The organism is Nostoc sp. DedSLP03, from assembly GCF_034530815.1.
In the GTDB taxonomy this organism is placed as follows: Bacteria; Cyanobacteriota; Cyanobacteriia; order Cyanobacteriales; family Nostocaceae; genus Nostoc.
This window is the reverse complement of the sequence record NZ_JAVRCK010000049.1, coordinates 24,471-37,828: the sequence shown is the minus strand read 5'-3', so window position 1 is coordinate 37,828 and position 13,358 is coordinate 24,471. Positions and strand designations below refer to the sequence as shown.

The 13,358-nt window shown below is 41.0% G+C and carries 7 protein-coding genes and 1 pseudogene; 3 read left to right on the top strand and 5 right to left on the bottom strand.

Translation table 11 applies throughout. The features are described 5' to 3' along the window. Nucleotides 1-1,293, bottom strand: coding sequence for a dicarboxylate/amino acid:cation symporter (locus RM368_RS22530; RefSeq protein ID WP_322696102.1), 1,293 nt, complete (start codon nucleotides 1,291-1,293; stop codon nucleotides 1-3). Nucleotides 1,294-1,486: 193 nt separating this feature from the next. On the opposite strand from RM368_RS22530, the gene RM368_RS22525 reads away from it, so the two are divergent. Continuing rightward, complete coding sequence (locus tag RM368_RS22525) at nucleotides 1,487-4,120, top strand: DNA polymerase III subunit alpha (RefSeq protein ID WP_322696101.1); 2,634 nt, start codon at nucleotides 1,487-1,489, stop codon at nucleotides 4,118-4,120. A 550-nt stretch (nucleotides 4,121-4,670) separates the two neighbouring features. After that, nucleotides 4,671-5,084 carry an IS200/IS605 family transposase gene (tnpA, locus tag RM368_RS22520; RefSeq protein ID WP_322696100.1) on the top strand — a complete coding sequence of 138 codons (414 nt, stop codon included), beginning with the start codon at nucleotides 4,671-4,673 and terminating at the stop codon, nucleotides 5,082-5,084. A gap of 86 nt (nucleotides 5,085-5,170) precedes the next feature. On the opposite strand, the gene RM368_RS22515 is transcribed toward tnpA, so the two are convergent. From RM368_RS22515 to RM368_RS22505, 3 genes and pseudogenes are all read right to left on the bottom strand, one after another. Continuing rightward, nucleotides 5,171-6,904: an NFACT family protein gene (locus RM368_RS22515; RefSeq protein WP_322696099.1), complete on the bottom strand. Its 1,734-nt coding sequence runs from the start codon at nucleotides 6,902-6,904 to the stop codon at nucleotides 5,171-5,173. A 495-nt stretch (nucleotides 6,905-7,399) separates the two neighbouring features. Next, a pseudogene (locus tag RM368_RS22510) lies at nucleotides 7,400-8,635 on the bottom strand (glycosyltransferase family 4 protein); the annotation flags it as partial. A gap of 925 nt (nucleotides 8,636-9,560) precedes the next feature. After that, the gene (locus RM368_RS22505; protein WP_322696098.1) at nucleotides 9,561-10,133 is read right to left on the bottom strand and encodes a Uma2 family endonuclease; all 573 of its coding nucleotides are present in this window, start codon (nucleotides 10,131-10,133) and stop codon (nucleotides 9,561-9,563) included. A 162-nt stretch (nucleotides 10,134-10,295) separates the two neighbouring features. Here RM368_RS22505 and RM368_RS22500 point away from each other — a divergent pair, with 162 nt between their 5' ends. Next, the gene (locus tag RM368_RS22500) at nucleotides 10,296-10,820 is read left to right on the top strand and encodes a pentapeptide repeat-containing protein (RefSeq protein ID WP_322696097.1); all 525 of its coding nucleotides are present in this window, start codon (nucleotides 10,296-10,298) and stop codon (nucleotides 10,818-10,820) included. 229 nt (nucleotides 10,821-11,049) lie between these two features. Here RM368_RS22500 and recQ read toward each other — a convergent pair whose 3' ends face one another. Continuing rightward, nucleotides 11,050-13,212: a DNA helicase RecQ gene (recQ, locus tag RM368_RS22495; RefSeq protein WP_322696096.1), complete on the bottom strand. Its 2,163-nt coding sequence runs from the start codon at nucleotides 13,210-13,212 to the stop codon at nucleotides 11,050-11,052. Between the last annotated feature and the right edge of the window lie 146 nt (nucleotides 13,213-13,358).

Genomic DNA, 13,358 nt, shown 5'->3' with positions numbered 1-13,358 from the left:
CTAAGCCTCGTCTACAGAACGTGGCTTTTTGCCATCAAGTAAAGTACTGACAGTCATATCTCCCATAACATTAATTGCGGTGCGGCAGCGATCCAAAAACCAGTCTACAGTAACTAGCAAAGCGATGTACTGGGTAGGTAAGCCAACAGAAGTGAACACCAATGTCATCGTTACCAGTCCTGCATTGGGAATATTCGCCGCACCTACAGATGCAAAAATCGAGGTAAGGATGACAATTAACTGCTGTCCTAAACTCAAATGTTGCCCAATCAGTTGGGAAATATACAACGCAGACATTGCTTCATAGAGGGCAGTGCCATCATTATTGAAATTTGCCCCGACTAATGCGCCCAACGCAGCAGAAGATTCCCTTAAACCGACTTTTGTTTGTAAAACCTCAAAAGTTACGGGCATTGCTGCCGCCGAGGAAGAAGTTGAGAAAGCTGTCAAAAAGGCATCAGAACCACCAGCGAGGAATTTTAGCGGGTGTACCCAAGAACCAAATTTTACTCTGGTGAGGTAGTAGCACGCTTGCAATACCAGTGCTAACAATACGGCGACGATAAATGCACCCAAAGATTTAAACGGTGTAAATCCTTGCATTGCAACAGTTTTAGCTACAATTCCAAAGACTGCGAACGGCACTAAGGCAATTACCCAATTGAGGATGCGGACTACCGCTTCAAATAAAATTCCGATGACATCCTCTATCGGCTGGAACCCATTCTTACCTTGGGCGATTTGTTCAGATTTTAATGCCCGCAGAACGATGCCAAAACTTAGAGCAATCACAATCAACTGGATAACATTATTATCAACCAATGGCTTGAGAACAGCTTCCGGTACAGCATCTTTGACTATTCCCCAAGGATCGAGACTCTGAGCAGTTATTGCCGTACTTGTTGAGGTGGCTACATTGCCCCAAGTTCCTGGTCGCAAGACATTTGCTACGAAAAGTCCCACCAAAATAGCTACGGTAGTGTTGGTTAAAAGCAATACTGCTAACCGCCGTCCGGCTGTACCAGGGATATTGGTAGTCATCAAAGTATGCAGCACCGCTACCAAAATCAGGGGTGTAGCCAAAGCGCGGAGAGCCTTTAGCACCAATTCTGCCGGAATTGCTAAATTATTGATTAAAGCGGCGTTGCTGGGATTGGGATTCCCTGCACCAAGGGCAATTCCGACGCTGACTGCCGCTATTAAGGCGATGAGAATTTGCAACGTGAGAGGGATACGCTGCCACCAAGGGCTAGCTTTGGTTTCAGGCGAAGTAGTTCTCTCTGTTTGACTCATTGGCTAGATACTGGTTAACTGCTGTAACTATTAAAACAACACTAATAATAGTGATAATTCCCGAAAAAGAACAGCTTTAATTTTGGTTAAAAACTGTTAATCTAAGATTCCGTTGCTTTGCAAAATCTGGCTCGAAAGGGTATACCACAAGGTAGGCCCCTAGAGATATCTTGGCTTGTGGTTGGAGGTGCTTATGTCCTTTGTTCCTTTACATATTCACAGTGACTATAGTTTGCTTGATGGGGCAAGTCAGCTACCAGAGTTGGTAGATCGAGCGATCGCACTGGGAATGAAAGCGATCGCTCTTACCGATCATGGTGTCATGTATGGAGCCGTTGAACTGATCAAAATCTGCCGTAGTCAAAATATTAAGCCGATAATCGGCAATGAAATGTATATCCTAAACGGCGATCTTGAAAAACAAGAACGTCATCGTCCCAAATATCATCAAGTAGTTTTAGCTAAAAATACCAAAGGTTACAAAAATTTAGTCAAATTAACTACAATTTCTCATTTGCAAGGTGTTCAAGGTAAAGGAATTTTTTCTCGTCCTTGTATTAATAAAGATTTACTAAAACAATATCATGAAGGCTTGATTGTTACTAGCGCTTGCTTGGGTGGAGAAGTCCCCCAAGCGATTCTCAGTAATAGACCAGATGCCGCCCGAAAAGTTGCTCAGTGGTATAAAGATGTATTTGGTGATGATTATTATCTAGAAATTCAAGACCACGGCTCCCAAGAAGACCGGATTGTGAATGTAGAAATAGTGAAAATTGCTAGGGAGCTAGGCATTAAAATTGTTGCTACTAATGATTCACATTTTATTTCTTGTTTTGACGTTGAAGCCCATGATGCGTTGCTATGTATTCAAACTAACAAGTTAATTGCTGAAGATAAGCGGATGCGTTATAGCGGCACAGAGTATCTCAAGTCTGGTGAAGAGATGCGGCAGCTATTTCGCGACCATTTGCCGGATGATGTAATTGCAGAGGCGATCGCTACTACTGAAGAAGTCGCCGATAAAGTTGAGCCTTACCATATCATGGGTGAGCCTCAAATTCCTACACCTCCCATTCCCTCTGGTCATACTGCTGATACTTACGCTGAAGATGTTGCATGGAGTGGACTTTTAGAACGCTTAAATCGCAAATCTCGTCATGAAGTCGATTCCGTCTATAAAGAAAGATTGGAATACGAACTTAAAATGATTCAGCAAATGGGTTTTTCCAAATACTTTTTAGTTGTTTGGGACTACATCAAATTTGCTAGAGATAATAATATTCCTGTGGGGCCAGGTCGGGGTTCGGCGGCTGGTTCATTAGTTGCTTATGCAATGCGAATTACTAATATTGATCCTGTACATCATGGATTACTATTCGAGCGTTTCTTGAACCCAGAACGGAAATCAATGCCTGATATTGATACAGATTTCTGTATTGAACAACGGGATAAAGTGATTGATTATGTAACTGAGAAATATGGTGCAGATAGAGTTGCCCAAATTATTACTTTTAACCGTTTAACTTCTAAAGCAGTTTTGAAAGATGTCGCCAGAGTATTAAATATTCCCTACGGGGAAGCTGACAAAATGGCGAAATTAATTCCTGTGGTAAGGGGAAAACCAACGAAACTCAAGGTGATGGTTTCCGATAAAACTCCAGAACCAGAGTTTAAAGATAAATATGATAAAGACCCGCACGTTCGCCATTGGCTTGATATGGCCATGCGAATTGAAGGAACTAACAAAACTTTTGGTGTTCATGCAGCAGGTGTGGTAATTTCTGCCGATCCACTTGATGAAATTGTGCCGCTGCAAAAAAATAATGACGGTTCTGTGATTACCCAATATTTCATGGAAGACCTGGAATCAATGGGTTTGTTGAAAATGGATTTTCTAGGCTTGCGGAACCTAACGCTGATTCAAAAAACCCTTGACTTAATTGAAGAAACGAGAGGATATCGGGTCGATCCTGATGAAATTCCTCGCCAAGAAAGAAAAGCCCAAAGGATATTAGCTAAAGGCGAACATAGCACTCTCCCAAAAGATGTACAAAAAACTTATGAGTTATTAGAAGCAGGTGAGTTAGAAGGGATATTTCAATTAGAATCTTCTGGGATGCGTCAGATAGTGCGAGATTTGAAGCCTTCTAATATAGAAGATATTTCTTCTATTTTGGCACTTTATCGACCGGGACCATTAGATGCGGGACTAATTCCTAAATTTATTAACCGCAAACATGGTCGAGAAAAAATTGATTATCAGCACCAAGTTCTGGAACCAATATTAGACGAAACTTATGGAATTATGGTCTATCAAGAGCAAATCATGAAAATTGCTCAAGATATGGCGGGATATTCTTTAGGACAAGCTGACTTGCTGCGTCGGGCGATGGGTAAAAAGAAAGTTTCTGAGATGCAAAAGCAGCGAGAAAAGTTCGTGGATGGCGCAGCTAAAAATGGCGTTCAGAAAAAAGTTGCGGATGAATTATTTGAGCAAATGTTAAAGTTTGCGGAATATTGTTTAAGCTATGACACGGAAATATTGACAGTAGAATATGGATTAATGCCGATTGGAGAAGTTGTCGAAAAGGGTATTGAATGTACTGTGTATAGCGTTGATGATAATGGAAATATTTACACGCAACCTATAGCACAGTGGCACGATCGCGGACAGCAAGAGGTGTTTGAGTATTGCTTGGAAGATGGTTCAGTGATTCGGGCAACAAAAGACCATAAATTTATGACTGCTGATGGTCAAATGTTGCCAATTGATGAAATATTTGAGAGCGAATTGGATTTGATGCGGATTGAGAGTTTACCGAATTGAGAGGAGGGATATTCAGAGGGTGTAGGGGATAAGGTATAGGGTGTAGAGAACCCACGTTTAAATTAAAAACGTGATATTAAGGAAGATGCGCCAATAATACCAGGGTTTGATGGGTTTTAGTCGGGGGCGATACTCTTTGAAAGTCGCTTCGTAAAAAAGTTATCGTACCATCCCGCTAACCAAATTCATTGGTTTACCAACCAGACCGCCAGGGAATAGAATAGCCAGAATAGCCAGGGAATAGAATTCCCTGTCTAATAGTGCAAGTCCTCTAGAAGAGGACTAGAAAAAACTTGGTTTAATTGTTCACTAGTTTCAGATAGTCGTCTGAAGACGACTTTAGCTTTCAGACAGGGAATTTCATTCCCTGTCTGGCTGCTGCTGGCTGCTGCTGGCTGCTGCTGGCTGCTGCCTTCTGGCTGGCTTCGTGAACTGGCTGATTTGCTGATTCCTACTTCCCTGGCTGACGGACACTGCTAATATGATAATTTTTTCTAGCAATAAGGGAAACATAAATGTATGTAAATAAATACAAAATTTAAAAAATATTATGTCTCTGTGGCGGCTTTATTATCATATTGTTTGGACAACAAAAAAACGCCAACCTCTAATTACCTCCGATAAAGAAACTGAGCTTTATAATTTCATCATTAATAAATCCAATAGTTTAAATTGTAGACTCCATGCCATTGGAGGTATTGAAGACCACATACATTTAGTAGTATCTATCCCCCCAACAATCGCGATCGCAGAGTTTGTGAAAAAAATTAAAGGAAGTAGTTCTCACCATTTCAATCACAATCTTTGCCCTACATCAGAAAAATTTACTTGGCAAGAAGGATATGGTATATTCTCCTTGGGCAGTAAGCAACTTGAGCAAGCTGTTATATATGTTCAAAATCAAAAAATACATCATCTTGAAGGCACAGTAAATTCCCATTTAGAAAGGGCAACTCAAAGCTGATTTATTTAATCAATTTGCACCCAGAGAAAAAAGCAAGCAAAGAAAAACTAAAATAACTGATTTAGGTTTTGGTGAAGTAGAGAGCGTCATTTGGAATTTTGAATTGTTAATTGTGGTTTTCCCCAAAGTATGGTTTCTTGCTTGTAAATGGCAATTCCTGGTTTTGCTCCTTTGGGTTTGTAGACGTGTTTTGGCTGAGTGTAAACTACTGGCACTTGCTCACTCTGACGAGCGCGACTGTAATATGCAGCAAGATTAGCTACAAATTGCAAATCAGCTTCTTCGGCAACAGCACCCGGTTCTAAACGTAGCAGCACATGGCTTCCGGGAATTTCTTGAGCGTGGAACCAGATGTCATAATCCCCAGCTACACGAAAGGTTAATTGGTCATTTTGGCGATTGTTACGACCGATTAATGCTTCAAAGCCACCAGGGGTAAGGTAACGATAAAAGTTAGTGCTGGGAGGTTCGTTTGCACTGCGACTGCGGTATTCTGGATCTTCAAGATACTTTTGCCCAATTAACTCTTCGCGGATTTCTTCTAAAGCTCGCAAATCTTCTGCTGTTTGGTAGGTGTCTATTTGGCTTATCGCAGCTTCTACTTGCTCTAAATACTCAATTTCTGTTTGTACTTCCAATAGTAAAGGTTCGACAGCAGCACGAGCGCGTTTGAGCTTTTGGTGCTGTTTGTAAAGACTTTGGGCATTTTGGACGGCATTTTTATCTGGTTGGAGAGCGATCGCTACTGGCAAATTTGTCTCAAAATCAGCAATGATAATTTCTTTCATCCCTGGTTCCCAGTTTTGCAGGTGAGCCATCAATAAATCAGCTTTTTGTCGATACTCATCGGCTCGATCTGATTGCTGCAAGCGCGTCTCAAAGGTTTGAGCTTTATTGTGTAATTTCGCCAGAATATTATTCAACTTCTGACTCAACTGATGGCGTAATTGGGAAAATAACTGTTGGTTAATCTGGTTACTGTAATAGCGATTGAGTAACTCCTGGATATTTTTGACCTTTTCAACTGCACCCCAACCCATTACGGTGTAACCATCTTTTGTCCAAGCGGGTTGAAATTCTTTGGAATCTAGAGCTTGCAGCCATTCTTGCCAACGCTCAAATAGCCGTCGCCAGTCGTCGGGGTTGAGAGTATGGGTGGATGTTTCTGGTACAATATTTGCTTCTAGCAGCATTAACTCCACTAGTGCAGCACTCAAGCCACTATAACTTTTGAGCAATTGCCGCTTGATTGCTCCTGGTACTAAACTTACCCGTTCTTTCCAACGTTCTTGAGATTCGCTCAAGTAGGGGACATTTCCAGTTAGTTTCGGTGGTGTTTCATAAAATTGTCCGGTTTGGATGGGACGGACGCTAGATTGTTGCTGACTGACTTGATGGGCAGCGGTGATAATTATATTGTTAGCGTCGGTGAGAATAACGTTGCTATACTTGCCCATGATTTCTGCATAAACATGATATAGAGCGCTTTCTCCAGGACGACGGGCAAATTGTAAATCAATCACACGTTCCCAAGGGGCGATCGCTTCAATACTTACCAGTGCTAAACCATTCAATTGGTGTATTAATTGTTGGCTAAAGGTAAAAGTATCTGGCGATCGCGGTGGCGGATCGCCGATGCAAATATGTGCAGCTTGGGGATGCCAAGAAATCTGTAGCCAATCTCGCTGTTTCAGGGTGCGTAATGCCACAGCAATAGTGTAGCGATCGCGCTGGTAAACTTGTTCTAAGCGTGATGGTAGCCAGTTAGCGCGGATTTCGCTACAAGCAGCTGTGAGAGTGGTAAAGTCAACTGGTTGCAAAGCGATTAGTTGTTAACATTCAAATGGTAGCGATCGCTATGCTTTTATTTTTGTTTAGTTAAAGCATAACAGACCTCACCTATCATAGCGGTTACTTGCTTTGGTGATAGCTGCGAATCAAAAAACGCAGAAATTATCATCAGATAAGCTTCTGCGTTTAAGTGATAAGTTCGTTTTTTATACAGTTTGTTTTTGGTGTTGAGTTTTCCAAGCTCAGGCGATGCCTACGGCGGGCAACTCTTGGAGAGGCTACGCCCGAAGCGTAGCTATGCCGCAGGCTTTACGCCTACGCTGCCAAATTTAAACCCAAAATTTTATCCGAGTTACTCACTCACCATTATCTGTTAAACAAAAGCGTTATTTAGCAGCTAAAACTGGTTCTTTTGCTGCTGATTGCACTAGTTCTGTGGTTGAGTGTACTAGTTCTTTTGCTGCTGATTGCACTAATTCGGCGGTTGAGTGTACTAGTTCTTTCGCTGTTGATGCTACTGTTTGTGGCTGCATCAGTTCGGTGTAAAGTTCACTCAGTTGATGTGCAACACCATCCCAGCTAAACTTAGTTTCGACACGCTTTCTACCAGCTTTACCCAATTCATCTCGCCATTCTGGATTTAAGAGAATTCGGTCAATCGCAGAGGCAAAAGCATCTACATCTTGTGGTGGAGCTAATAAACCAGTTTTTTCATTAACTACAGTAAACTGAAGTCCGCCGACATCGCTTGCTATCACTGGTGTACCGCTTGCCATCGCTTCGATCGCCACTAATCCAAAGGGTTCGTAGTGACTGGGAACAACGCAAACATCGGCAGCAGCGTAATAAGTTGGTAAAACATCTTGACTCAGACGACCAGCAAAGGTGGTAAAGTCGCTCATTCCCAATTCGTTGACGATTTGCCCAATGCGATCGCGCTCAATTCCGTCGCTGTTACCTGGAGTGCTACCACCACCAATAATTAGCTGGATATTTTTGGAGTCGCGTAGTTGAGACTCGTTTACCGCCCGTACCAAAGTTTCTATACCTTTGCGTTGATCAAAGCGCCCCACGTATAGTACAACTTTGGTTTCTTTATCAATCCCCAATTCAGCCCTAGCTGCTTCTCGTGCAATGGAGCCAAAGCGCTGAATATCTGTACCACAGGGAATGATATCGATATTGCCTTTTGTGGAAACTAGCGATCGCATATGTTCTTCTTCTTGCGGACTAGTTGCTACAATTCGCTCTGCTTTTTCCAAGACTTGTTTTTCCACTGCTAATCGCTGACTAGCAATCAAAGGAATATTTTCTATAGTGTTGTACTTGACTGCTCCTAATGAGTGGTAGGTGTGAACCTGTTTACTCTTTTGGATTTTATTTAACTGCATCCCCACCCAACTAGAGAGCCAGTAGTTAGTATGAACCAATTCGTATGTAATTTCGTTTTTTATTTGAAATTTGAGGAGATTATCTACAAATTCTGGCAGATATTCAAAAATTTCATCTCGCGGCACAAACTCAAGGGGGCCAGCTTTTAAACGGATAGTTCGACAATTGTTGCTATGTTCAACTATCGAGTCTTGCTCCAGACTCACTTTGCGGGTAAACATATCAACTTGCCATCCCAGCTGCGCTAGTGCTTCACCCACATTACGCACATAAACATTTTGTCCCCCAGCTTCTTCTTTCCCTATCTCAATCGCTGGGTCTCCGTGGACGGAAATCAAGGCGATACGTTTTTCGGTGGTAGAGTTCATAGTTTGTGTGTTGCTGATTTTAACAAAGTTTTAGATTGTTCCAAGCACGTGTATAGCACACTTTCCTGAATTGTTTAGGAACTTTGATTATTATTGATTTTAATTTACTATGTCTAATTTTTTTTAACATCCTCTGTCAGATAGGTTAAAAACAAACATTTAGTTTCTTTAGATATAGGAAATTGTTATATCTATATCTCATCCTTTTGATAGATAAAGATTAGATTTTTTTATTCATGTCTAGCTCTAGTTTCATAAATATGGCAATTTTAATTTGCTAGAGACTCATATCTCTGGCTTGGGCGAGGATATATCTGGTAAATAGGGGGTTTAACCCCCTAACATATCTTGGAGTAGGAAGTCAGAAGACTTGAAAAAGAATTCAGAATTCAGAATTCAGGATTCAGCAATCTTGACGCGACGCTATCTGCTTTTTCGTTCAAAATACCTTTCTTGTATTCTGGCGACTGACGCCTTTATTCTGTTTTGATAAAAATATATATATTTAGCTTATATTCTCTAAAAGAAATCTAAATTCTGTTTTTACGCAATTATACTGATTTTGCTTCAAACTAATAAATATAGTCACCACCAATTTTCAAACGGAGAAGATTAATATATGAGTTTGATAGATGGTATATTTCTGACAATATTAAATACTGTTGCCTGTCTAGCACTGCCTAAGCTGGTATCTGTAATTCTGCCTGTCAAAAACCAAAACACTCAGTCTTCCAAGTCTGCTATGACATAACAAGATTCTAACTCGGAAATTCCCAGTTTTTCTTAATGTAAACTGACGAGTTATAGATATCGCCTTGATGAGGAGAAAACTTAGTTATTGGTGCAAGGCGATATCTGAACAATTTATTATACAGATTGTGTTTTGGGAAAAGAATAAAAGCTGTTTTTCCATTCAACCTAAAATTTATACAGGAAAAAACTGGTTTATAGTACAGCTAAAACCAGGCAATAGCCCAGAAATGATATTATCATTACTAAATAAAGTTGCTACCAAATTCAGTTGACTTTGTTCGCGCCGATAGACCTCTAGTTTACGCGATCGCCAATCAGCAATCCAATATTCTTTTACTCCTCTGGAAGAATAAAGTTTAAGTTTAGCTTCCTTATCCCGCCTTTCGTCTGACTTACTTTCAGACAAGACTTCGACTACTAAATCTGGTGCGCCAGTAAAATGTCCCGCTTCATCCAATGTTAGCGCCAAAGTTTCTTTAGTAGCCCAAACTACATCGGGAATCACATTATCTGATTCTGAAAACAAAACGCCGGGATTGATTACAGCTTCTCCTAAACCAGTAGAATCTGACCAAATGTTAAGCTGTTGGAAAATTCTGCCACAAGTTTGCTGATGTTTAAAGTGAGGTGCCCTAGTCATAAATAATTCTCCATCAACTATCTCGTAGCGCGTCCCTTCATTTTCTGCAAATAGTTCCACATCATGAATTGTCCAGCGTACTCCTGTATTAAGCATCTGACTCATTGGCTAACTCCTTTCATCTTGTTTTTGTATTTTAATCATAAAAGGATGTTTGAAAATTCACAGAGTATACTCAACAGGGCTATTTTTTTCTAGACATAAACCGCCCAGAAAGGCTTACACATCCATATATTTGAGATTAGAAAAAGACTTGGAGGTTAAATCATGCCTTGGGAAATAACTGCTGAGGAGTTGCTGGTTCGGTATGCTGATGGAGAGCGAAACTTCGCTGGGATTGAGTTGATTCAATCCGAGGGTGTTCCCCTTGACAGTTCGATTGACCTCGAAGGCGCTATTTTGAGAGATATCAACTTGCGCGGAGCCTATTTGAGACAAGCCGATCTGTGTAGAGCTGATTTGACTGGAGCCGATTTGTTTGGTGTTTCCTTGGAAGGCGCTTGGTTGAAACGTGCTATTGTCAGGGATGCTAATTTATATTCCGCCAACTTGTCTTGGTGCGACTTGACTGAAGCCGATTTGAGGGGAACCGAGTTAAATCATATAAATGCTAGTCGTGCTACCTTCTGTGGAGCTAACATCGGTGGTTTTTCTTACGCCATTTTGGCTCATGCTAACTTTCGTTCGGCTGATGTCTCTGAGATCAATATTTGTAGATTCGGTAATTTAATTTGGGAAACCACTATGCCCAATGGTACTATTAAAAGCGGCCCTTTTTTCGGGGAGTTTTAGTTCATCTCCAATTGCAGCCATGACGGGTGCATTCGCAACAAAATAAGAGGATATTTGTAAAGTCTCAATTAATAGCCCTAGCGATTAGAAATCGCGGCTATACAGACAAAACCCACCTCCGTGAGTTTAAAATCTTGATTTTTTCTTAGTCCACGGAGGTGGACTTTGCTTGTGTAGCCGCGAATTCTATTCGCCCAATACTTTGAAAACATCGTCTAAAATTTAATTATCACTTGCGATTTTCACGCCGCCACTTACTCCGTACTAAGCGAATTTCATCAAAAGTGTAGCTTTCACCTAATTGTTCTTTGATGGGAGTGAGGGAAATGTCACCGAGTACTTCTAAAACCTGCCAAATTTTTTGTTGATGTTCTAAAGGTACTAATTGATTTAAATCAACTGGCTGATTTTTTTCAATTAGTTTTTCTAAATGATTGCTAATTGTTGCCGGACTAAGATTGCGTTTTTGGGCAATTTGAGCAATATTTAAACCTTGTTGATGCAATTGTAATGTCTGTAATTCTGTGTAAGAAGCTGAGTTGCTAGAGGGTACATAATTATTATTAGCCGATTTATTTTGCAAACCTTTTTCTTGGCGGTAGGCGCGAATTTCTGTAAGAAATTTTTCACCATATTGAGCGAGTTTGTGACTACCTACACCAGAAAGTTTGGCAAATTCAGCTAAGTTTTGGGGTTGCACCTGTACCATCAATTTTAAAGTGGAATCGTGGAAGATGACGTAAGGTGGTACAGATTGCTCATCAGCTAATTGTTTACGTAGCGATCGCAACTTCTGTAATAATATTTCTGCAACTTCTGCTTTTTCACTCTCCGGTTCCCAGGTAATCTTTTGCACCGTGGTTACAGCTAGCGAAACTGGGCGTTGTTTTCGCATTACTTGCCAACTTAAGGCATTTAGTTTTAAAACTGAGTAACCATCGCTAGTTTGTTCTATTAACCCTTGATGTAAAAGCGATCGCCCCAACATTCGCCATTCATCTACAGTTCTATCTTTACCAATACCATAGGTAGAAAGTTTATCGTGTTCGTACTGGATAATTTTGTCTTTTTTTGCCCCTCGCAACACATCAATTATGTGTAGCATTCCAAACCTTTCTTTGCAACGCGCCACACAAGATAAAAACTTCATAGCTTCAATTGTCCAATCTTGCACGGGTTTGGGGTGACGACAATTGTCACAGTTACCGCAATTCCCAGGAAACCTTTCGCCAAAATAACCCAGTTGAATTGTTCGCCGACAATCAGTGCCTTCAGCGTAATCGATCATCTGCCGCAGTTGTTGTTTAGCAATCAATTGTTCTTGAGGATCGGCTTTTTGATCGATACTCCATTCAATTGTTTTAACATCACCAAAGCTGAAAAATATTGAACATCGAGATGGTTCTCCGTCTCTACCGGCTCTACCCGATTCTTGGTAATAACTTTCTATATTTCTGGGCAGGTCAAAATGAACTACCAACCGGACATCGGGTTTATTAATTCCCATCCCAAAGGCGATTGTTGCCACTATTACCCGGACATCATCTCGAATAAATCGCGTTTGATTGCTACTACGTTCTTCATCACTTAATCCAGCGTGATAAGGCAAAGCAATAACTTTATCATTTTGTAGTTTAAAAGTTAATTCATCAACTTTTTTTCGAGTTAAAGAATAAATAATTATCGAACCTTCAGTTTCTCGAATTAGTTCTAATAATTCAGCGTAAGCATATTTAGTTTTAGGACGAACTTCGTAATAAAGATTTTCACGGTTAAAACTGGCAAGATGGATGCTTGGTTGCTTCAGACCTAATTGTTGAATAATATCACTACGGACGCGATCGGTTGCTGTGGCGGTGAGAGCGATTGTAGGCACATCAGGATAGCGTTTTCGCAGAGATTTCAACTGGCGATATTCTGGACGAAAATCATGTCCCCATTCCGAAACACAGTGCGCTTCATCAATAGCAAAGCTAGAAATACCGATTTTTTCTTTAACTAAATCGATAAACGGGAGAAACCTTTCACTGAGGAGACGTTCCGGGGCGACGTAGAGTAATTTTACTTTACCGCTGAGGATGGCTTCTTCGCGCGATCGCACTTGGTAAGCGTTCAAACTGCTATTGAGAAATGTCGCATTAATATTATTATTTCGCAGTGCTTCTACTTGGTCTTGCATCAAAGCAATTAACGGCGACACCACCACCGTTAGCCCATTTTTTAACAATGCTGGTAGCTGAAAACACAAAGATTTCCCTCCACCAGTCGGCATCACCACCATTAAATCTCGATTTTGCAGCGCATCTTCGATAATTTGCCGTTGTCCGGGGCGGAATTGGTCATAACCGAAGTGATATTTTAGCGCTTGTTCGAGATGAGGATACTGAAGCATAGCGATCGCTTTTTCGGGGCCGTTCTGCGTGGGTAGTTATTAAAGATATCAGGATTTTAACTCACATCATCGGCAGCTTCGATCGGACTGCGTTTCTGTTGGCGATGTCTACGATGGTCACTGAGCCAAGTCGAAGTGCGGGCTAT

What these genes read in the sequence shown, in the direction of transcription:
- RM368_RS22500 (WP_322696097.1), top strand. Translation starts at nt 10,296, where the DNA reads ATGCCTTGGGAAATAACTGCTGAGGAGTTGCTGGTTCGGTATGCTGAT.
- RM368_RS22530 (WP_322696102.1), bottom strand. Translation starts at nt 1,293, where the DNA reads ATGAGTCAAACAGAGAGAACTACTTCGCCTGAAACCAAAGCTAGCCCT.
- tnpA (WP_322696100.1), top strand. Translation starts at nt 4,671, where the DNA reads ATGTCTCTGTGGCGGCTTTATTATCATATTGTTTGGACAACAAAAAAA.
- RM368_RS22505 (WP_322696098.1), bottom strand. Translation starts at nt 10,133, where the DNA reads ATGAGTCAGATGCTTAATACAGGAGTACGCTGGACAATTCATGATGTG.
- RM368_RS22525 (WP_322696101.1), top strand. Translation starts at nt 1,487, where the DNA reads ATGTCCTTTGTTCCTTTACATATTCACAGTGACTATAGTTTGCTTGAT.
- recQ (WP_322696096.1), bottom strand. Translation starts at nt 13,212, where the DNA reads ATGCTTCAGTATCCTCATCTCGAACAAGCGCTAAAATATCACTTCGGT.